An 18,945-nucleotide genomic window follows, 5' to 3' on the forward strand; every position below is an offset into this window, starting at 1 on the left:
GGATGTAAGGGGGAGCCCGGTCTCATGTGGCCTGCGGGCGGTGCCGTCAGGCGTTCTCCTTGCGGAAGGTCCGCGTGCCCCACAACAGGGCGAGGACTGCCATGACCAGCAGCACGAGGGAGCCGGTCAGCAGCCCCGTGGCGTTCATGTCCCCCCGGAACGCCGCGCGTTCGGCGTCGACCACATGGGTCAGGGGGTTGATCCGGGCCAGGTTGTACAGCCAGCCGGGCGCAAGTTGCTCGGAGACAGGCAGCAGCACCCCGGACAGCAGCAGAAGCGGCAGGAGCACGGCGTTCATCAGCGCCGGGAACGCGGCCTCGCTCTTGAGAACCATCGCCAGTGCGTACGATCCCGAGGACAGCGTGATGGCCAGGACCGCGGCGATCGCCAGGCTGAGCAGCAGCCCGGTCGGTGAGACGTCGACGTCGAAGACGAGCAGCGTCACCAGCACGATCAGCACGGACTGCGCGGTGGCCTGCACGGCCTGGGCCAGGACCTTGCCGAACAGCAGGGCGGCCCTGCTCGCGGGCGTGCCGCGGAAGCGGTCGACGACGCCGACCCGGTACTCGGTGAGCAGTCCCACCCCGGCGAAGGAGCCGCTGAACAGTGCCGTCTGGACGATGAGGGCCGGGGTGAGGACCTCCCAGGCGCCGCCGGGCGGGAACCCGGGGGTGTGGTCGACCACGGACACCATGAGGGGTCCGAAGAGGAACAGGTACAAAAGCGGCTGCATGATCCCGATGAGCAGCCAGGTCGGGCTGCGCAGCGCGAGCTTCATGTCCCGCACGAAGATCAGTTGGGTGTCACGCAGCATGGGCGGCCTCCCTGGCCTCAGGCGCGGGGTCGCCGTCCCGCAGGGAGCGTCCGGTCAGGCTGAGGAACACGTCGTCGAGGGTGGGCCGGTTGACCTTGACCGAGGCCATGGTGATCCCCCGGCCGTCGAGGGTGCGCAGCAGTTCCGGCAGGGCGGCGTCGCCGCGGGGCACCCGGAAGCGCACCGTGTCGCCGTCGACGCTCACCTCGCTCGCGCCGGTCAGCCGCCCGGCGACGTCGGCCGCCTCCGCGACCTGGTCGGTCACCTCGATGGTGATCGCGTCGCCGGCGACCCGGGCCTTGAGTGCGTCGGGGGTTCCCTCGGCGACGATCGTGCCGTGGTCGGTGACGAGGATCCGGTCGCACAGCGCGTCGGCCTCGTCGAGGTAGTGCGTGGTGAGGAAGACGGTCGTGCCCTGCTCGGAGCGCAGGCGGCGGACGTGGTCCCAGAGGTTGGCCCGGCTCTGCGGATCGAGCCCGGTGGTGGGCTCGTCAAGGAAGACGAGCGTCGGTTCGTGGACCAGTCCGAGAGCGATGTCGAGCCGGCGGCGCTGACCGCCGGAGAGCGTCTTGACGGGGCGCTGGTCCAGGCCGGCGAGGTCGAGCCGCTCGGCGAGCAGGGCCCCGCGCCGTCTGGCCTCGGACCGGGACAGGCCATAGAGCCGGGCCTGGAGTTCGATCTCCTCGGCGACCCTGGACTCGGGCCAGGTGGCGCCGCCCTGGTGGACGCAGCCGATCCTGCGCCGGACGCCCTGGGGGTCCGTCAGCAGGTCGCAGCCGGCCACGGTTCCGGTTCCGCCGGTGGGGCGCAGCAGGGTCGTGAGCATCCGTAAGGTCGTGGTCTTGCCCGCTCCGTTGGGGCCGAGGAATCCGACCACCTCCCCGGGCGCCACGTCGAAGTCGATTCCCTTGACCGCTTCGACACTTTGGCCGCGCACGGTGAACCGGCGGGCGAGCCCTCGTACTGTGATCATGAAGTCCTTCTCTCGGCCCGGTGGTCGTCCGGTCGACTCGCGGCGTCCGGCCGGGATGCCGGCTCCGGGGCGCGGCTCGTCAGGACTGGCCATCGGCCGCCGCCTGGTACGCGGCGAGGCGCTCTTGTGCCTCGGCCATGTCGTCGGCGGTCGGGGCGTCGTCCTGGGTGAGCTTGACGCGCCAGTAGCCGCTGAAGTCGATCGCGCGCTTGTCGAGCCCCCGGTCGTCGACCAGGTGGCGCCGCAGGGTCCGGACGACGCCTGCCTCGCCGGCCAGCCAGGCGAAGGGGCGCCCGGGCGGGAACTCGGCTTTGCGGACGGCCTCGATCAGGGCTTCGCTGCGGCCGGCCGGGGTTCCGTCGCGGTGCAGCCAGTGCAGGGTGACGTCGCCCGCCGTGCGGAGGGTCTGCTGCTCGGCGCGGTCGGCGACCTCGATGTAGACCTGGGCGCGGGTCCGCTCGGGCAGGGTCTCCAGCAGGGTGCCGATGGCCGGCAGTGCCGTCTCGTCGCCGGCGAGCAGCAGCCAGTCGGCGGAGACGATCGAGTCCGTCAGGGAGACCGGTCCGGCGTAGAGGGCGGAGGGGCCGACCATGCCGAGCCGGTCGCCGGGGCGGGCGGAGTCGGCCCAGGCGCCGGCCGGGCCGCTGTCGCCGTGCAGTACGAAGTCGACCGCGACGGTGTTCGTCCCGGGCACGCGCCGGCGCAGGGTGAAGCTGCGCATCCAGGGCCGCTCGTCCTCCGGAATGGCCAGAAATGCCTGGTACCAGCCCGTCGCGTCGTCGCTCTGCTCCGGCAGGACGGGGCGTTCCTGGCCGGGCCGGGGGAAGCAGAGCTTGAGCTGCTGGTCCGGGGTCAGGCCGACGGAGTCGTCGAGGTGGTCGGCCTCGAACGTCACGCGAGCCATCCGCGGAGTGATGCGTGTGATGTCGGTGACCTGGATGAACGTGACGGGTAGCTCTGCCATCGAAAACCTTCCACGAACGTACGGGCATACCGGGGCGGGCGGACGCCCAGCTGGTATCCTTACAGCGTAAAGAGATGCGTTCGCGAGGTTACTTTATGCAGTAAGGAGTTGCAAGGTGGTTGTTTTCGCCGGACAGGGCGATGCCCGCCGATCCATGTCCCTGCTCTGGCGATCGGCCGAAGCGGGTGGGCCTGCTCCCAAACCCGGGCCCAAACCCGGACTCGACGTGGAGACGATCGCGGCCGCGGGTGTCGCGGTGGCGGACGAACAGGGAATGGCGGCCCTGTCCATGCGGGCGGTCGGGACCCGGCTCGGGCGGACCGCCATGGCGCTCTACACGTACGTGCCGAGCAAGAGTGAACTGGTCGACCTCATGCACGACCGGGTGCTGGCCGAACTGCCCACGGAGTACGACACGAGCGAGGGTTGGCGCCCGGCGATCACCGCCTGGGCCGACGACACGTGGGCGTTCTATCTGCGCCACCCCTGGGTGCTCCAGGTCTCGCAGGCCCGTCCCGTACTGGGGCCGAACGAGTACGCGCGACTGGAGACGGTGGTGCGGATCCTGGCCGGAATCGGCCTGGAACCCCTGCACGTCAGACGGGTCATCGCGGTGTTGATGCAGTTCGTGCGGGGTGTGGCCCTGGTCGCGACGGAACACCGGCAGGCGGCGCCGGAGACCGGGGTGCCCGATGAGGAGTGGTGGGCGCAGCGGTCCGCTCTGATGGCGGAGTTCGCGCCGGACTTCACCGAACGCTTCCCCGCCCTCGCCGCCCTGGAGTCGACCGCGAGTCTCGCCGCCATGACCGAGACGGAGGCGGGCTGCGCCGCGTCACCCATGGAGCAGGAGGCGAGGGAGGCGTTCCGGGTGGGCCTGGCCCTGATCCTCGACGGTGTCGAGGCGGCGACGCGGGCGGACTCCGACCGCACGCTCCACGCCTCGGCCGACACCCCCTGACGGGGTCGTGGGGGGGGGGGGGGGGGGGGGGGGGGGGGGGGGGGGCGGGGGGGCCGGCCCCCCCCCCGCGCCAGGTGCACGAGCCGTAGGTACGGGGGGAACCCCGGCTCAGTGCGACGGCCGATGACCAGTCGGCTCACTCAGTACTGCGCCGCGCGCTCCAGAAACGTCACACCCCGAGCGAAGAAATCTTCCGCGAACCACAAAATCGCAGGTCAGGCGGTGTTGCGAGGGAGAGGGTGGCGTGGGTCGGACGTGCGGTGCGGGCCGGAGGGCGAGAGGACCGAGGCACGGCCGGGGGCGCCCGGGTCACCGGAACGGGCGGGCCGGCCGTGGCGGGCCAGGGCTACGACGGAGGGGGCGGGGGCGACGGGAGCGGTGGCGGCGGGCAGGGGAACCGCGGCGCGGGGGCGCCGGTTGTCGGCGCCGTGGTGGCGCACCTCGCCTCCACCGTGCCGGCGGCCCTCGCCGTGTCCCTTGCCGGGGTGACCGTCCTCGTCACCGCCCCGGCCGTCCCCTTTGTCGCCTTTGTCGCCGCCCCGGCCTCCGCTCCCGCCTTTGCCGTGGCCTTTGTCTCCGTTCCCGTCCGTGTCCTTGCCCTTGCCCGGGTCGCTCCCGCCGCCGGTGTTCGGGCCGCCCTTGTCGCCGTTCGTGGAGCCGGGCAAGGGACCACCGGCGGCCAGGACGGCCTTGCAGTACCTGGTCACGCGCGCGGAGCCGCCCGCCAGGTCCTCCAGCGCGCGCTTGCGGGCGCCGCCCGGGTCCCTGCCGTTCAGCAGGTCACGGCAGGCGGTGGCGGCGGCCTTCCAGCCGGTACCGGGGTCGCCGGAGGGGCCGCCGGACCCGGAGGCCGCGCTCGACTGCGTGTCGTCGTCCGGCCGGGCGGCCTCGCCGCCGGGCGTGCCCGCGCCGCCGCCCGGGGTGCCCGGCACGAGGCCAGGGGTGGCCGGCGGGGAGGCGGAGTCGAGCGGCCGCTCGGAGGTCTCGGCGGTGACGGACGTGGTCGGGGCGGGGTGTCCGTCGCCGAACGGCGTGGGCAGCACCCCGCTGCCCGCGGCCACGGCGACCCCGCCGAGCGTGCCCACGGCCACGACGGCCGCGAGCGCCAGGCGCACCGGGCGGGCCCAGGGGGGTCGCCGGGCAGGGATTCCGGTACGGCCGGGGCCGCCGATGCGGACCAGGCCGGCGTCTCGGCCGTCGGCGCGCACGCCGGGGCGGCCGTCGGCGAAGGCGGCGGCGGTGCGCTCGGCCTCGGCCGCCTCGCGGGCCTTGCGGAACGCGGCCAGGGCGCCCTGCTCACCAGGCAGTTCAGCGGAGGCCGGCGCCGCCTGCGCGGAGAGCGCGCCGAGCGCTCGCGAGAGGCGTTCGGCCTGGTCACGGCCGCGCGGATCGACGGCTTCCAGCGGCTCACCGCGCAGCAGACGCTCTGCCGTCGCACGGTCCAGCCACTTGTTGTGCTCGTCGGCCATCACATGTCCTTCTGCGTCCGCGCACGCGTATGCGTCACAGTTGCGGACGTCACCGCGCGACCGCGCGGTTCTCGCTGAGGTGGCAGCGCGTCGAGGGCGCCCACCGATTCCGGATCGTCGCCGAGCAGCTCCGCGAGCCGCTTCAGGCCCCGGTGCGCGGCGGTGCGTACCGCTCCCGCGCGCTTGCCGAGCGTCTCGGCCGCGGTCTTGGCGTCCAGCCCCACCACCACCCGCAGCACCACGGCCTCGGCCTGGTCCTGCGGGAGCCTCGCTATGAGGGAGAGGGCTCTGTCGGTGGCCAGGGCCTCGATGGCCTCGCCGGCCGTGTCGGACTCGGCGGGCCGGCCGGTCAGTTCGGTCTCGTCGCCGCCTATGGCGGGGCGGCGGCCGCGCATGCGTATGTGGTCCAGGGCGCGGTTGCGGGCGATCCGGGCGGCCCAGCCGCGGAACCGGTCGGCGTCGCCGCTGAACCGGTCGAGGTCCCGGGCGATCTGGAGCCAGGCCTCGGAGGCGACGTCCTCGGCGTCCGGGTCTCCGACGAGCGTGCGGACGTACCCGAGCAGTCGCGGCTGCACCGAGCGGTACACCGCGCGGAACGCGGTCTCGTCACCGTCCTGTGCTGCGCGTACTGCGGCGGTCAGCTCCGCGTCGTCCCCCAGCACCGCACTCCCTTTACGCCTGTCTTCGGTCGGCGCGAAAGGCACGTTACGGCGTGAAACCGCGCCTCGTCCACGTCTGTAGAAGATGCAACTAACTCGTGACCAGGTGCGAGTGTGCGCAGGGTGAGGTCGCCGCGCGGCCGGGATGTGACAGAAAACGCACTCATGGCGCTGAACAAGATACGGGCCGTGCACGGTCCGTACGCGCGACGGCCGGGGCCTCTCCTGTGGGGGGTGGCGGCCCCGGCCGTTGCCCAGCGGGGCGCGGCCCCGTGGTCGGCGCGTCCCCGGTCGCGGCCGGCGTGGCCGGTGTCCTGCCACGGGAATCGCTTTCCTCCCGGACTTTCAGGAGCGCCAGTCGTCCCGTGCCCGCCTTCGGGCCGGGGTCCGGTGCGCCCCCGCGTCCCGGGCGGCACGGAAGGCCGCCATGGCCCGGCGTTCCGCGTCACGGCCGAAATCGGGATCGGGGTCGGGGTCGGCGCCGCCCGCGCGCAGAGCGGCACCGAACCGCGCCTCGAACTCGCTGGGCGTCGGGCCCGCCGGCCTCCACATCTCCGCTTTCCTCGTGGTCGGGTCGTCGCCGTTCACCGCGCCTCCCCGGGTGTTCCGGGGCCCGCGTCCGGCACGCCCTCGTCCGCCGCGTCGGCCGGGCCGAGCTGCCGGGCCAGCCGGCGCAGCCCGCGGTAGGCGGCCGTACGGACCGCGCCGGGGCGCTTGCCGAGGACTCGCGCGGCGGCCGGACCGTCGAGGCCGACGACCACCCGCAGCAGCACGGCCTCGGCCTGGTCCCGCGGCAGCGCGCGCACCAGCGCGAGCGCCCGCTCGGTGGACAGGGACTCCAGCGCCTGGTCGTGGGTGCTGTGCCGGCCGGGCAGTTCCAGCGCGACCTGGTCCAGCGGGGCCGCCCGGGGCCGGGCCCGGCGGCGGCGCAGATGGTCCAGGGCGCGGTGCCGGGCGATGGTCGCGGTCCAGCCGCGGAAGCCGGCGCCGTCGCCCCGGAAGCGGCCGAGGTCGCGGGCGATCTCCAGCCAGGCCTCGGAGGCAACGTCCTCCGCGTCCTCGCCGACCAGGCCCCGCAGATACCCGAGCAGGGCGGGCTGCACGATCCGGTAGGCCACCGCGAAGGCGATCTCGTCGCCCTCCTGGGCCCGCGCGACGGCCGCGCCCAGTTCCCCGTCCCGCGGCTGCGGGCGGCGGTGTTCCCCTCCCTCGCCCAAGACCGTCCTCGTTCGTACCGAGTCCATGGCCACCGCGTGGCGCGTCCCCCACGGTGCGACACGCTTCGGCCGTGTCCCCGCCCTCCACGGTCATCAGCGCCGGACCTGACGGAAGTGTCACAGCGTCCACGCCCCACACCGGCGCGTACCGACGGCTCCGCGCGGTGGAGGCGGGACGCCTCGGCGCCGTGCGGTGGCCGCCCCGGCTCGGCGCGGGGCGGGCGGTGGCGCTCCGGCTCAACGCCGGGCGGTGGCGTCCCGGCAGAGGAGGCGCAGTGAGCCGTGGCCGCCGAAGCAGCGGCGCGCCTCGTCGACGGGGTCCCACAGGCGGCCGTCGGGGGTGCGTACCCAGTGCTCGCTGCCGGTCACCCACCACTCGGCGCCGGTGTGCCGGACGATCACCTCGCCGGCGTAGGCGCCGAAGGAGCGCAGCGTGCTCTCCACGGCGGCGTACGGCGGCCCCTCGCGTCGTATCTCCTCGATGATCCGGTCCACCCGCCACAGGCTCTGCGCGGAGTAGTCGAGCCGTATCCGCGCTCCCTCGCGCATGGTCGCGACCGCGTCCGCCGCCCACCGCACGGGCTTCGCCGCGGCGCGCGGCCTGGTCTCCTGCTGTGCTGTCACGTACTGGGCTGTCACATAGGGAAAAGCGAGCCCGGCGGGGTTCGCGTCACCGTGATCCGGGGCGTTTGGCCAACCCTCGCAGGACCGGCCCACGTCCACCGCACGACGGTCACAGGACCCGCGCGGCCACGAGGTTTGCCACCCCCGGCCCCCTGGGAACGCCCCCTATCCCTGCCGGGCCCGGCGGGAGACCACCGCGCGCAGCACCCGGCGGCCCTCGACCGAGACGTCCAGGGCGCCGCGCAGGCCGTGCGCGCCGTGGCCGGCCAGGAGTTCCAGGACGGCTACCTGGCGGCGCAGTTCGGCGGCGACGAGCGGGGACGGCTCCCGCGGGCCGCCCGTGCGCCCGGGGCCTGGGGCGTCGTCGTCCCCGAGGGCGTCCGCGGCGGGGTCGAGCAGGTGGTGGACGCGGAGGGAGGCGGCCGAGCAGGCGTCGGCCCAGGCCCGTACCGCCTCGGCGGTGCGTTCGGCCGGGGCGGCGTCCAGCATGTGGCGGACCAGCCGGGCGGCCTCGTCCTCGGCGGGCGGGGCGGCACCGAGCGCGGCGCGGGCCTTGTCCAGGCCGGCGCCCCAGTCGGAGCCGTCGGCGAGGGCGGCCCACAGCGGACGCAGCAGTTCGTCGTCGACGCCGAGCAGGGGCAGACACCGATCCGAACAAGCCAGTCCGCTGGCGGCCAAGCCGCGCTCGTCGGCCTGTGCGATCAGTTCCACCAGGCTCATGAAAGCCTCCCTCGCCAGGGCGCCGCCGGTACGGAGCCCGCACTTCCCCTTACTGCGTGCGACGGCCCGGGAGTGTCACAGCCGGAGGTTTTCGGCCAAGAGCAGGGGTCGGGGCGGGGTTCCGCCGACGCCGTCCCCCCACGCGGTCGCCGGGCGCCGCTCAGCCCAGCCGGTCCGCCAGCTTGCGGAAGTCGGTCCAGCTCAGCGCGGGCTTGCCCGGATCCCACAGCTTCTGCACGGTGGCCCGCAGCGGCATCCGGATACCGGCGGCGACCTGGTCCTGTGTCTGCGCGTCGGGGAAGTCGCCCCACACCGCGAACGTGCCGCCGAGGATCTGTCCGTCGTAGCGCGCCGGCACGGCGGTCGTGCCGCGCACCACCCGCGGGCTCCACTGCTCGTAGATGCGCCGTCCCGTCGGGTACACGAAGGTCTGCGGCTGCCCGAGCACGTAGTAGAGGAACTCGTCGTTGTAGTTGATCACCTTTCGTCCGGCGCCCAGATACTCCTCCGGCGGCCGGGCGCCGATCTCCTTGCCGGTCCAGTAGGCGACCTGGAGGCCCTTGGCCGGCCGCACGGAGGTGTTCCGGAAGAAGCCGTCGTTCCACACCCGGATGGTCCTGTGGTGGGCGCCGACGGTGGCGGCACGGTCGTTCAGCCAGCCGGTGGTCAGGTCGGCGACGGTGCCCCCGGATCCGTAGGCCCGGCGCGCGGCGGCGGCCAGCTGCGGATACGAGGCCTGCGGATCCTTGACGGTCAGCGCCTGGTACTCGTCGCCGCCGAGGTTCCACTGTTCGCCGGGGAAGAGCCCGGCGTACTCGTTCAGCAGGTCGTCGACGATCTTCGCGGAGGCGGGCTTGGAGATGTCGATCGCGCCCCTCGTCGCCACCCCGCCGGCGTTGCGCAGCTGGAGGTCCGGATGGGCGGCGATGACCGCGCCCAGGTGCCCCGGCGAGTCGATCTCGGGGACGACGGTGATGTGCCGGCCGGCCGCCAGGTCCACGATCTTCTTGACCTGCGCCTTGGTCAGATGGTCCTTGGAGACGATCTCCGGGTGGCCGGCGGACTCGATCCGGAACGCCTGGTCGTCGGAGAAGTGCAGTCCCAGCTCGTTGTACTTCAGATCCCCCAGCTCGCGTATCCGGTCCTCGATCCAGGCCTCGGTGTACGGCTTGCGGGCGATGTCCAGCATGAAGCCGCGCCGGGGCTTGGCGGGCTCGTCGCGGACGACCCCCTCCGGGGCGGTGCCGCCGCCGTGCACCTCCTGTTTCAGCGTGCGGGTGCCGTAGAAGACGCCCGCCTCGCCCGGCCCGCTGATGTCGACCCGTCCGCCGCGGACGGTCATCGTGTACGACTCCTGGTTCCCGCCGCCCCCGAGCGCGAGCCGTACGTCGCCGTCCCGTACGTCGTCCTTCCTCCCGGCGTAGGCGAGGCCCAGCTCCCCCGCTATCAGCCGCCCCTCGTCGGCCAGGCGGGCGTCGCCCACCACCACCCGCTCGCCGTGCCGCGGCCGCCAGCCGGGGCCGCGCGCCGCGGTGTGCGAACGCACCGCGGGTATGGTCCGCGGCGCCTGGGAGAGCGGATAGGACCGGCTCGGCGAGGGACTCGCCGAGCCGGTCCGCCCGGTGCCGGCCTCGGGGATCCGGTCGGAGGACCGCCGCGCGTCCGCGTCCCGGCGTCCGCCGTCCCCGTCCGTCCAGGCCCACACGCCGACGCCCGTGCCGAGCGCGACGGCCCCGACGATCGCGGCGGCGACGGCCGCGCGCTTCCGCTTCACCTGCTGCGCCGAGCCACGACGCCTGTGCTGGGTCACCCAGCCAACGTACGACCGATCGCCGCTCCATTCGTTATCCGAGCGTTCCGAAACCGGCCCGTCCGAGTGAAATTCAGGCATCACGGGGGCACACAGTGACCACTCTCGATAACCTGACGACACATCTTTCACAGGAACCCCGGCCACTTCACACGTGACGCGAGGACCCACGCTGCGCGCCCACCGCCTTCCGGATCTCCCCCGGCCCCTCGACGCCTTCAACACCGCCCCGGCCGACGAGGCCCGCGCTCTCCTGCTGCACTGTCTGCACAGCGCGCGCTGGTCCCACCGGCTCGCGGACCACCGGCCCTACCCCGATCTGGGCGCGCTGCTCGCGGCCGCCGACGAGGCGGCGTACGACCTGGCCCCGGCGGACCTGTCCGAGGCCCTGGTGGGCGAGTCGCTGCCCGAGCTGCCCGCGGACACCTACTCGGCGGCCCATATGGCCCTGGGCGCGGCCCACGCGGCCTACGAGGCGCGTTTCGGGCACGCGTTCGTCATCTATCTGGGGGACGCCCCGCCGGACGAGGCGCTCGACCGCGTCCTCGAGGCCATCCGATCACGATTGGCGAACGATCCGGAGGAGGAGCGGGTCATGGCCGCGGAGGAGCTGCGGCGCCTCGCGCGGGGCCGGCTGGAGGAGCTCCTGTCGGCCACAGGGAACCGCGCGACCAGCCACAACGCGCCCGCGGCCGGAAAATGACGGCGAAACCACCACGAACGCCGCGTCTGTAGCCCGTCCGGTGCCACTTTGATCACACAGGTAGGCCCCCCGTAAGGCACGGCGCGGCGCCTCGCTACGATGCTGGGGGCCGGTGGACCGTACCCGGCCGGGCCCGACCGACAGTGCGCATCCATTTTGCTTACGCGTGGCGGACGGCCCTAGTCCCCGCTCCCGGAGGGTCTTCCGTGCCGGCTGGAACGCTGTACCGCGGCCGGGAAGGAATGTGGTCCTGGGTGGCTCACCGAGTCACCGGCGTCCTCATTTTCTTCTTCCTGTTCGTCCATGTCCTGGACACCGCTCTCGTGCGTGTCTCCCCCGAGGACTACGACAAGGTCGTAGCCACGTACAAGACGCCGATCGTGGCGCTGCTGGAGTACGGCCTCGTCGCCGCCATCCTCTTCCACGCGCTCAACGGCCTGCGCGTCATCGCCGTCGACTTCTGGTCGAAGGGCCCGCGCTACCAGAAGCAGATGTTCTGGTCCGTCATCGTCGTCTGGGTCGTCCTGATGGGCGGGGCGCTCTACCCCGTCCTCGGCCACGCCGCTCGTGTTCTGTTCGGGAGCTGACGCCCATGTCCACGACTGAATCCACCGCTTCCGGCGTCGGCCCCGTCGAGGGCGCCCCCGTCTACACCGTCGACAACCCGGCCCCGCTGATCGAGGCGCCGCGCATGCGGACCAGGAAGTCCCCGCGGTCGACCCGCGGGAACTTCGAGATGGCGGCCTGGCTGTTCATGCGCCTGTCCGGCATCGTGCTGGTCGTCCTCGTCATCGGTCACCTGCTGATCCAGCTCGTGCTGGACGGCGGCGTCTCCAAGATCGGCTTCGCCTTCGTGGCCGGCCGCTGGGCGTCCCCGTTCTGGCAGGTCTGGGATCTGCTGATGCTGTGGCTGGCGATGCTGCACGGTGCCAACGGCCTGCGCACGGTCATCAACGACTACGCCGAGCGGGCGAACACCCGGCTGTGGCTCAAGGGCCTGCTCTACACCGCCACGGTGTTCACCATCCTGCTGGGCACGCTGGTGATCTTCACCTTCGACCCGAACATCCGCTAGGCACGGGGCTGCGAGAATCATGAAGATCCACAAGTACGACACCGTCATCGTCGGCGCCGGTGGCGCGGGCATGCGCGCCGCCATCGAGTCGACGAAGCGCAGCCGCACCGCCGTGCTGACCAAGCTCTACCCCACTCGCTCCCACACGGGCGCCGCGCAGGGCGGCATGGCCGCCGCGCTGGCCAACGTGGAGGAGGACAACTGGGAGTGGCACACCTTCGACACGGTCAAGGGCGGTGACTACCTGGTCGACCAGGACGCCGCCGAGATCCTGGCGAAGGAGGCCATCGACGCCGTCCTCGACCTGGAGAAGATGGGCCTGCCGTTCAACCGGACGCCGGACGGCACCATCGACCAGCGCCGCTTCGGCGGCCACTCGCGCAACCACGGCGAGGCCCCGGTCCGCCGGTCCTGCTACGCCGCGGACCGCACCGGCCACATGATCCTTCAGACGCTGTACCAGAACTGTGTGAAGGAGGGCGTGGAGTTCTTCAACGAGTTCTACGTCCTGGACCAGCTGATCACCGAGGTCGACGGCGTCAAGAAGTCGGCCGGTGTGGTGGCGTACGAGCTGGCCACCGGCGAGATCCACGTCTTCCAGGCGAAGGCCGTGATCTACGCCTCCGGCGGCACCGGCAAGTTCTTCAAGGTGACGTCGAACGCGCACACGCTGACCGGTGACGGCCAGGCCGCCGTCTACCGCCGCGGGCTGCCGCTGGAGGACATGGAGTTCTTCCAGTTCCACCCGACCGGCATCTGGCGCATGGGCATCCTGCTCACCGAGGGTGCCCGTGGTGAGGGCGGCATCCTGCGCAACAAGGACGGCGAGCGCTTCATGGAGAAGTACGCGCCGGTCATGAAGGACCTCGCCTCCCGTGACGTGGTCTCGCGCTCCATCTACACGGAGATCCGCGAGGGCCGCGGCTGCGGCCCCGAGGGCGACCACGTCTACCTGGACCTCACCCACCTGCCGCCGGAGCAGCTGGACGCCAAGCTCCCGGACATCACCGAGTTCGCGCGCACCTACCTCGGTATCGAGCCGTACACCGACCCGATCCCGATCCAGCCGACCGCGCACTACGCGATGGGCGGCATCCCGACGAACGTCGAGGGTGAGGTCCTGGCGGACAACACCACCGTCGTCCCGGGTCTGTACGCGGCCGGCGAGGTCGCCTGCGTGTCGGTGCACGGCGCCAACCGCCTCGGCACCAACTCGCTGCTGGACATCAACGTCTTCGGCCGGCGGGCGGGCATCGCCGCCGCCGAGTACTCCCGGACGGCCGACTTCGTCGAGCTGCCGGAGAACCCGCAGGCGCAGGTCGTCGAGCAGATCGAGCGGCTGCGCAACTCCACCGGCAACGAGCGGGTGGCGGTCCTGCGCCGCGAGCTGCAGGAGACCATGGACGCCAACGTCATGGTGTTCCGCACCGAGCAGACGATCAAGACGGCCGTCGAGAAGATCGCCGAGCTGCGCGAGCGCTACCTCAACGTCGCGATCCAGGACAAGGGCAGGCGGTTCAACACGGACCTGCTGGAGGCGATCGAGCTGGGCAACCTGCTCGATCTGGCCGAGGTCATGGCGGTGTCCGCCCTCGCCCGCAAGGAGTCCCGCGGCGGTCACTACCGCGAGGACTACCCGAACCGCGACGACGTCAACTTCATGCGCCACACCATGGCGTACCGCGAGGTCGGCGCCGACGGCTCGGAAACCGTCCGTCTCGACTACAAGCCGGTCGTCCAGACCCGCTACCAGCCGATGGAGCGTAAGTACTGATGGCTACCCCTGTTCTGGACAAGGCGGACGCGGCCGGCCAGCCCGAGCCCGGCTTCGCCGACTCCCCCTACATCACGGTCACCTTCCGGGTCCGCCGGTTCAACCCGGAGGTCTCGGCGGAGGCCACCTGGGAAGACTTCCAGCTGGAGATCGACCCCAAGGAGCGTGTCCTCGACGGTCTCCACAAGATCAAGTGGGACATCGACGGCACCCTCACCTTCCGCCGCTCGTGCGCGCACGGCATCTGCGGCTCGGACGCGATGCGGATCAACGGCAAGAACCGCCTCGCCTGCAAGACGCTGATCAAGGACATCAACCCCGAGAAGCCGATCACGGTCGAGCCCATAAAGGGCCTGACGGTGCTGAAGGACCTCGTGGTCGACATGGAGCCGTTCTTCCAGGCGTACCGCGACGTGATGCCCTTCCTCATCACGAAGGACACCAACGAGCCGACGCGCGAGCGCCTGCAGTCCGCCGAGGACCGCGAGCGCTTCGACGACACCACGAAGTGCATCCTGTGCGCCGCCTGCACGTCCTCGTGCCCGGTGTTCTGGAACGACGGCCAGTACTTCGGGCCGGCCGCGATCGTGAACGCCCACCGCTTCATCTTCGACTCGCGTGACGAGGCCGGGGAGCAGCGCCTGGAGATCCTCAACGACCGCGACGGCGTGTGGCGTTGCCGTACGACCTTCAACTGCACGGACGCCTGCCCGCGCGGTATCGAGGTCACCAAGGCGATCCAGGAAGTCAAGCGCGCCCTGATCACGCGCCGCTTCTGACCCCACCGCAGCACGCCCGAGGGCCCCGCTTCCTGCCGGAAGCGGGGCCCTCGGGCTGTCCGGCCGGGTCAGCCGCGCAGGATGTTGCCCTGCTTGTCGGTGCGGTCGTTGCTGGTGAGGAACAGGATGCCGTCGATCAGGGCCCACAGGCCGAGGCCGCCGCAGGTGAAGAGCTGGGCGAGGGCGACGCCCGTCGAGCCGACGTAGAAGCGGCCGGCGCCGAAGCTGCCGAGGAAGAGCTGCAGGATGCCGGCGACGATCTTCGACTTGTCGGAGTACGGGCGGCCCAGCGGGTCGACGCCGTAGGGGGCCTGCGGGGTGGGGACGGACATGTGTGTGCTCCTGTGGTGCCTGAAAGACGGGAGTGAGGAGCCCCGGGGACGGGGTGCTCCGGTGTGCGTGCAGGGGAGAGCCCGACACGGCACACGGCCGCCGTCCCCCCGCACCGGCGAGCATAGGGAAGGCAAAGAGGGGAAACAGCCACGGATGGCCGATTGTTCGTCTTCCGTGATCATCCGCGGCGGGCACCGCGCGGCGCCGCCGAGTCAGCCGACGAGGTTGCGAACGACCGTCCAGGCGACGGCGGTCGCCAGGACGGCCACCTGGACCATGCGGCCCATCCGGGGGCGCCAGGCGCGTCCGTGCAGCCCCTCCCAGGTCCAACGCCCCCACAGGGCCAGCGCGAAGGGGGCGGCGAGCAGCAGGGCGCGGTTGTCCAGCCAGGCCTGGCCGAGGTGACCGTGCATCAGGTCGTAGACCATGCGGGTGCCGCCGCAGGCCGGGCAGAGCAGGCCGGTGACCAGGTGGAAGGGGCACCGCGGCAGGAGCTGTCCGGGCTGGTGGGGATCGGTGCCGTAGAGGAGGGCCAGCCCCGCCGCACCCGCGACCAGCACCGCGGCGGGCGCGGTCGCGGGATGGAGCGGGCGGGGCCGGCCCCACGCGTCAGCCACGCAGGATCCGGCCCTGTCCGTCGGTCTGACTGTCGCTGACCAGCAGCATGATGCCGTCGATGAGCGCCCAGATGCCGAAGCCGCCGCAGGTGAACAGCTGGGCCAGGCCCATGCCGACGCTGCCCATGTAGAACCGGCCCACGCCGAGGGTGCCGAGGGTCAGCTGGAGCACACCGGCGACTATCTTCGACTTGTCGGAGTAGGGCCGCCCGTAGGGGTCGTAGCCGTAGGGGGCGTTGGGGTCGCCGGTGTAGGTCCCGGGCGGCGGCGGGTAGCCGCCGGGCCCGGCGTAACCGCCGGGCGGATAGCCGCCCTGGGGGTAGCCGCCGGGCGCGGCGAAGCCGCCCTGGGGGTAGCCGCCCTGAGGGGCGCCCTGCGGGGCGCCCTGCGGGGGAGCGCCCGCGGGGTAGCCGGGAGGCTGGGGGTAGCCGTATCCGGGCTGGGGCGGCTGCTGCGGCTGTTCGGTCACGGTGGTTCTCCGGTGGCCTATACGGGACGGATGTGTCTGACCGCCGGATGGCCGGATTTACGGTGTACGACGGCGAAGGCACATCTTGCCGGAGATCAACCGCGCCTGAGAAGTCGTTTCGGGCGCGGACCGGGCACACGTCACCGACAATGTCCGGTTCCGGTAGAGACGGCACCTAATGTGATGGCATGTCAGATGACCAGTCTTACGAGCTGCTCGGCTTCGACAACGTACTGCTGCCCGTCGGCGACCTCGACGAGGCGGTCGGATTCTACGAGCGGGCCGGGTTCACCGTGGGGTTCCGGTTCGACGAGGCCGGGATCGCGCTGCTGAAGGTCGGCGGGGAGACGCCGGGGATCCTGTTGCGCGCCGAGGAGGCCATGGGGCACCGGCCGCCGCCCTGGCCGTCGACGCGCCTGTGGCTGGAGGTGCCCGACGCGCGGGTGGCGGCGCGCGAGCTGGCCGCCGCGGGCATCGAGCCCCTGGACGAGGTGTTCCCGACGGCCACCGGCTGGACGGTGGAGATCGCCGACCCGTGGGGGAACGTCGTCGGCTTCACGGACTACAGCAAACGCCCGGCACTGGGCCGTAGGGCCTGACCGACTCCCCCGCCCCCACGACACCGAATGCGCCCTCCGCGCCCGGCCGCGCCACTCGTTAGGCTCTTCTACCGTGCCCGCGAAGAACGACGGTCCCGATGCGGCCGGCCCCCAGAGCAAGTCCGAGCAGACCCGCGCGCTGATCCTGGAGACCGCGATGCGGTTGTTCCAGGAGCACGGGTACGACAAGACGACCATGCGGGCCATCGCCAGGGAGGCCGGGGTCTCCGTGGGCAACGCCTACTACTACTTCGCGGGCAAGGAACACCTGATCCAGGGGTTCTACGACCGGATCGCCGCCGAGCACCAGGCGGCGGTCCGCGAGGTCCTGGACCGGGAGACCGACCTGGAGGCGCGGCTGGCCGGCGTGCTGACGGCGTGGCTGGACATCGCCAGGCCGTACCACGAGTTCGCCGTGCAGTTCTTCAAGAACGCCGCCGACCCCGACAGCCCGCTCAGCCCCTTCTCCCCGGAGAGCGAGCACGCCCGCGAGCAGGCCATCAGCGTGCACCGCGAGGTGCTGGCCGGCTCCCGGTCCAAGGTCGCGCCGGAATTGCGGGACATCCTGCCGGAGTTGCTGTGGCTCTCGCAGATGGGGCTGGTCCTCTACTGGGTCTTCGACCGCACGGAGGGACGGGAGCGCAGCTACCGGCTGGCGCGGCGCGGGGCCCGGCTGACCGCGCGCGGGATCGCCCTGGCCCGGTTCCGGGTGCTGCGCCCGCTCGTCCTGGAGATCCACGAACTGTTCACGGACTTCCTGCCGGGCATGACCAAGGCGCTGCCCGATCCGGGGCGCAAGGGGGCCGACTGATCAGATCCACTCCAGCCGCCACAGCCGGAACACGCCCGTGCCGTCCGTCAGGTACTGGCCGCCGCCCACGTCCTCGGTGCCGACCACGTACTCCTTGCGCTGCCACAGCGGGATCAGCGGCACGTCCCGGGCCACGTCCTGTTGGAGGTCGCGGAAGTCGCCCGAGATCTCGCTGCGGTCGGCGAACTGACGACTGTTCAGGACCAGATGGTCGACGGTCTTGTTGCTGTAGCCGGTGCTCATCGTGGAGCCGGTGCCGACGAGCGGGGCGCCGAAGGTGTCCGGGTCGGGATAGTCGGCCACCCAGCCGACGGCCCAGGCGTCCATCTTCCCCGCGGCCCAGCGCTTCTGGAAGTCGGTCCACTCGTAACCCTTGACGTCGACCTTGAACAGGCCGTCGACCTCCAGCTGCTTCTTCAGGGCCGCCGCCTCCTCCGCGCCGGCGCCGCGGCCGATGCCGTAGCCGAAGGTGAAGCGCACCGGCAGGCTCACCCCGGCCTCGGTGAGCAGCTCGCGCGCCTTCCTGGGGTTCTGCGTGGGGTAGTCGTCGAAGAACGACGTGGTGTGGCCGGTGATGCCGGTCGGGATCAGCGAGTACAGCGGGTCGACCGTGCCCTGGTAGACCGTCGCGGCCAGCTTCTCGCGGTTGACCAGCCAGGCCATCGCGCGGCGCACCAGCACGTCGTGGAGCGGGGAGCCGGCCCGGGTGTCCAGGTACAGGTTGCGGGTCTCGGCGCTGTCGGACTCGGTGACCCGCATCGAGGGGTCGCTCGGGTTCAGCCGTGAGAGCACCCCCGGCGGCAGCGTCCGGGTGGCGACGTCGACCTTCCTGGCCTTCCAGGCGCTGTCGAGCCGCTGGGAGTCGGCGTAGTAGCGCAGCTCGACCGGGCGGCCGGTGCCGCTCAGGTAGCCCTTGTAGCGCGCGTTCGGCGACAGGTCGGCCTTCTGGTCCTTGGTGTAGCCCGTCAGCGTGTACGGGCCCGTGCCGTCGACGGCGGAGTCGGTGCGCAGTGTGGTGGTCGGGTACGTGGTCCTGTCCACGATCGAGCCGGCGCCCGTGGCGACCTTCAGCGGGAAGGTGGCGTCCGGCGACGACAGGTGGAAGGTCACGGTCCGGGCGTTGTCGGCGGTCACCGAGCCGAGCGTGTCGAACAGGGAGGCCGGCCCGACATCCGAGTCGATCTTCTTGACGCGGTCGAACGAGTACTTCACGTCCTCGGCCGTCATCGCCCGCCCGCTCGGGAAGCTGATGCCCTCCCGCAGGGTGCACCGGTACGTCTTCAGCCCGCTGCCCTCGAACCCGCAGCTCTTCGCCGCGTCCGGCACCGGTTCGACCCCGCCCGGCTCGAACGTGAGCAGCGACTGGAAGACGTTGCTGAACAGTGCCCAGGAACCGGCGTCGTAGGCACCCGCCGGGTCGAGCGCGGTGACGGCGTCCGTCGTACCGACGGTGATCGTCCTGTTCTTGTCCTCCTGCGACGGCAGCAGTTGCCAGCCGCCGATCCCCACGACCGCGAGCACGAGCAGCGTCACGAGAATCCGCATGCGAACAGATCGCATGGTGCCCTCCCCAGGCC

22 protein-coding genes are annotated in these 18,945 nt (G+C 72.0%); 8 read left to right on the forward strand and 14 right to left on the reverse strand.

Features of this window, described 5'->3' with window-relative positions; all coding sequences use genetic code 11:
• Positions 1 to 46: 46 nt before the first annotated feature.
• The 3 genes from ACIBA9_RS27930 to ACIBA9_RS27940 all read right to left on the reverse strand — a co-directional run bounded on the left by ACIBA9_RS27930 (position 47) and on the right by ACIBA9_RS27940 (position 2,751).
• Positions 47 to 814: an ABC transporter permease gene (locus ACIBA9_RS27930; RefSeq protein WP_362162267.1), complete on the reverse strand. Its 768-nt coding sequence runs from the start codon at positions 812 to 814 to the stop codon at positions 47 to 49.
• Positions 804 to 1,787, reverse strand: a complete 984-nt coding sequence (locus tag ACIBA9_RS27935) for an ATP-binding cassette domain-containing protein (RefSeq protein ID WP_399367195.1) — start codon at positions 1,785 to 1,787, stop codon at positions 804 to 806. The genes ACIBA9_RS27930 and ACIBA9_RS27935 overlap by 11 nt, the downstream gene beginning before the upstream one ends.
• A 79-nt stretch (positions 1,788 to 1,866) precedes the next feature.
• Entirely contained in the window at positions 1,867 to 2,751 is an 885-nt protein-coding gene (locus ACIBA9_RS27940) for a siderophore-interacting protein (protein WP_399367197.1), read from the reverse strand.
• A gap of 115 nt (positions 2,752 to 2,866) precedes the next feature.
• On the opposite strand from ACIBA9_RS27940, the gene ACIBA9_RS27945 reads away from it, so the two are divergent.
• Entirely contained in the window at positions 2,867 to 3,709 is an 843-nt protein-coding gene (locus ACIBA9_RS27945; RefSeq protein WP_399367199.1) for a TetR/AcrR family transcriptional regulator C-terminal domain-containing protein, read from the forward strand.
• Between the two features lie 215 nt (positions 3,710 to 3,924).
• On the opposite strand, the gene ACIBA9_RS27950 is transcribed toward ACIBA9_RS27945, so the two are convergent.
• The 7 genes from ACIBA9_RS27950 to ACIBA9_RS27980 all read right to left on the reverse strand — a co-directional run bounded on the left by ACIBA9_RS27950 (position 3,925) and on the right by ACIBA9_RS27980 (position 10,208).
• A complete protein-coding gene (locus ACIBA9_RS27950) occupies positions 3,925 to 5,178 on the reverse strand; it encodes a hypothetical protein (RefSeq protein WP_399367200.1) in 1,254 nt (417 codons plus the stop codon).
• Entirely contained in the window at positions 5,178 to 5,840 is a 663-nt protein-coding gene (locus ACIBA9_RS27955) for an RNA polymerase sigma factor (RefSeq protein ID WP_399367202.1), read from the reverse strand. The genes ACIBA9_RS27950 and ACIBA9_RS27955 overlap by 1 nt, the downstream gene beginning before the upstream one ends.
• A 342-nt stretch (positions 5,841 to 6,182) precedes the next feature.
• Positions 6,183 to 6,425, reverse strand: coding sequence for a hypothetical protein (locus ACIBA9_RS27960; RefSeq protein WP_399367204.1), 243 nt, complete (start codon positions 6,423 to 6,425; stop codon positions 6,183 to 6,185).
• Positions 6,422 to 7,054: an RNA polymerase sigma factor gene (locus tag ACIBA9_RS27965; RefSeq protein WP_362150754.1), complete on the reverse strand. Its 633-nt coding sequence runs from the start codon at positions 7,052 to 7,054 to the stop codon at positions 6,422 to 6,424. The genes ACIBA9_RS27960 and ACIBA9_RS27965 overlap by 4 nt, the downstream gene beginning before the upstream one ends.
• Before the next feature lie 237 nt (positions 7,055 to 7,291).
• A complete protein-coding gene (locus tag ACIBA9_RS27970; RefSeq protein WP_362150752.1) occupies positions 7,292 to 7,678 on the reverse strand; it encodes a hypothetical protein in 387 nt (128 codons plus the stop codon).
• Between the two features lie 165 nt (positions 7,679 to 7,843).
• The gene (locus tag ACIBA9_RS27975; protein WP_399367207.1) at positions 7,844 to 8,398 is read right to left on the reverse strand and encodes a hypothetical protein; all 555 of its coding nucleotides are present in this window, start codon (positions 8,396 to 8,398) and stop codon (positions 7,844 to 7,846) included.
• 160 nt (positions 8,399 to 8,558) lie between these two features.
• Positions 8,559 to 10,208, reverse strand: coding sequence for a glycoside hydrolase family 20 protein (locus tag ACIBA9_RS27980; RefSeq protein ID WP_399367209.1), 1,650 nt, complete (start codon positions 10,206 to 10,208; stop codon positions 8,559 to 8,561).
• Positions 10,209 to 10,362: 154 nt separating this feature from the next.
• On the opposite strand from ACIBA9_RS27980, the gene ACIBA9_RS27985 reads away from it, so the two are divergent.
• From ACIBA9_RS27985 to ACIBA9_RS28005, 5 genes are all read left to right on the forward strand, one after another.
• A complete protein-coding gene (locus tag ACIBA9_RS27985) occupies positions 10,363 to 10,911 on the forward strand; it encodes a 2-oxo-4-hydroxy-4-carboxy-5-ureidoimidazoline decarboxylase (protein WP_399367210.1) in 549 nt (182 codons plus the stop codon).
• 206 nt (positions 10,912 to 11,117) lie between these two features.
• A complete protein-coding gene (gene sdhC, locus ACIBA9_RS27990; RefSeq protein WP_399367213.1) occupies positions 11,118 to 11,498 on the forward strand; it encodes a succinate dehydrogenase, cytochrome b556 subunit in 381 nt (126 codons plus the stop codon).
• A 5-nt stretch (positions 11,499 to 11,503) separates the two neighbouring features.
• Complete coding sequence (locus ACIBA9_RS27995; protein ID WP_362150739.1) at positions 11,504 to 11,986, forward strand: succinate dehydrogenase hydrophobic membrane anchor subunit; 483 nt, start codon at positions 11,504 to 11,506, stop codon at positions 11,984 to 11,986.
• Positions 11,987 to 12,005: 19 nt separating this feature from the next.
• Positions 12,006 to 13,760 carry a succinate dehydrogenase flavoprotein subunit gene (sdhA, locus tag ACIBA9_RS28000; RefSeq protein WP_362150736.1) on the forward strand — a complete coding sequence of 585 codons (1,755 nt, stop codon included), beginning with the start codon at positions 12,006 to 12,008 and terminating at the stop codon, positions 13,758 to 13,760.
• Positions 13,760 to 14,539 carry a succinate dehydrogenase iron-sulfur subunit gene (locus ACIBA9_RS28005; protein ID WP_362150733.1) on the forward strand — a complete coding sequence of 260 codons (780 nt, stop codon included), beginning with the start codon at positions 13,760 to 13,762 and terminating at the stop codon, positions 14,537 to 14,539. Before sdhA ends, ACIBA9_RS28005 begins: the two co-directional genes overlap by 1 nt.
• A gap of 68 nt (positions 14,540 to 14,607) precedes the next feature.
• On the opposite strand, the gene ACIBA9_RS28010 is transcribed toward ACIBA9_RS28005, so the two are convergent.
• From ACIBA9_RS28010 to ACIBA9_RS28020, 3 genes are all read right to left on the reverse strand, one after another.
• On the reverse strand, positions 14,608 to 14,871 hold the full coding sequence (locus ACIBA9_RS28010) for a TM2 domain-containing protein (protein WP_399367215.1): 264 nt from the start codon (positions 14,869 to 14,871) through the stop codon (positions 14,608 to 14,610).
• Positions 14,872 to 15,084: 213 nt separating this feature from the next.
• Entirely contained in the window at positions 15,085 to 15,489 is a 405-nt protein-coding gene (locus ACIBA9_RS28015; protein ID WP_399367217.1) for a DUF2752 domain-containing protein, read from the reverse strand.
• The gene (locus ACIBA9_RS28020; RefSeq protein ID WP_399367219.1) at positions 15,482 to 15,958 is read right to left on the reverse strand and encodes a TM2 domain-containing protein; all 477 of its coding nucleotides are present in this window, start codon (positions 15,956 to 15,958) and stop codon (positions 15,482 to 15,484) included. The genes ACIBA9_RS28015 and ACIBA9_RS28020 overlap by 8 nt, the downstream gene beginning before the upstream one ends.
• Positions 15,959 to 16,146: 188 nt before the next feature.
• Between ACIBA9_RS28020 and ACIBA9_RS28025 the strand changes: the two genes are divergently transcribed.
• Entirely contained in the window at positions 16,147 to 16,557 is a 411-nt protein-coding gene (locus ACIBA9_RS28025) for a VOC family protein (protein ID WP_399367221.1), read from the forward strand.
• 73 nt (positions 16,558 to 16,630) lie between these two features.
• Complete coding sequence (locus tag ACIBA9_RS28030; RefSeq protein WP_362150721.1) at positions 16,631 to 17,368, forward strand: TetR family transcriptional regulator; 738 nt, start codon at positions 16,631 to 16,633, stop codon at positions 17,366 to 17,368.
• Here ACIBA9_RS28030 and ACIBA9_RS28035 read toward each other — a convergent pair whose 3' ends face one another.
• Positions 17,369 to 18,928: an ABC transporter substrate-binding protein gene (locus tag ACIBA9_RS28035; protein WP_399367223.1), complete on the reverse strand. Its 1,560-nt coding sequence runs from the start codon at positions 18,926 to 18,928 to the stop codon at positions 17,369 to 17,371.
• Between the last annotated feature and the right edge of the window lie 17 nt (positions 18,929 to 18,945).

This window comes from Streptomyces sp. NPDC051452 (assembly GCF_044454765.1).
In the GTDB taxonomy this organism is placed as follows: Bacteria; Actinomycetota; Actinomycetes; order Streptomycetales; family Streptomycetaceae; genus Streptomyces.

Excerpts from the sequence above, each read along its gene's own strand:
- ACIBA9_RS27975 (WP_399367207.1), bottom strand. The coding sequence starts at position 8,398 with ATGAGCCTGGTGGAACTGATCGCACAGGCCGACGAGCGCGGCTTGGCC.
- ACIBA9_RS28025 (WP_399367221.1), top strand. The coding sequence starts at position 16,147 with ATGTCAGATGACCAGTCTTACGAGCTGCTCGGCTTCGACAACGTACTG.
- ACIBA9_RS27935 (WP_399367195.1), bottom strand. The coding sequence starts at position 1,787 with ATGATCACAGTACGAGGGCTCGCCCGCCGGTTCACCGTGCGCGGCCAA.
- ACIBA9_RS28005 (WP_362150733.1), top strand. The coding sequence starts at position 13,760 with ATGGCTACCCCTGTTCTGGACAAGGCGGACGCGGCCGGCCAGCCCGAG.
- ACIBA9_RS28010 (WP_399367215.1), bottom strand. The coding sequence starts at position 14,871 with ATGTCCGTCCCCACCCCGCAGGCCCCCTACGGCGTCGACCCGCTGGGC.
- ACIBA9_RS27940 (WP_399367197.1), bottom strand. The coding sequence starts at position 2,751 with ATGGCAGAGCTACCCGTCACGTTCATCCAGGTCACCGACATCACACGC.
- ACIBA9_RS27950 (WP_399367200.1), bottom strand. The coding sequence starts at position 5,178 with ATGGCCGACGAGCACAACAAGTGGCTGGACCGTGCGACGGCAGAGCGT.
- sdhA (WP_362150736.1), top strand. The coding sequence starts at position 12,006 with ATGAAGATCCACAAGTACGACACCGTCATCGTCGGCGCCGGTGGCGCG.
- ACIBA9_RS27930 (WP_362162267.1), bottom strand. The coding sequence starts at position 814 with ATGCTGCGTGACACCCAACTGATCTTCGTGCGGGACATGAAGCTCGCG.
- ACIBA9_RS27995 (WP_362150739.1), top strand. The coding sequence starts at position 11,504 with ATGTCCACGACTGAATCCACCGCTTCCGGCGTCGGCCCCGTCGAGGGC.
- ACIBA9_RS28035 (WP_399367223.1), bottom strand. The coding sequence starts at position 18,928 with ATGCGATCTGTTCGCATGCGGATTCTCGTGACGCTGCTCGTGCTCGCG.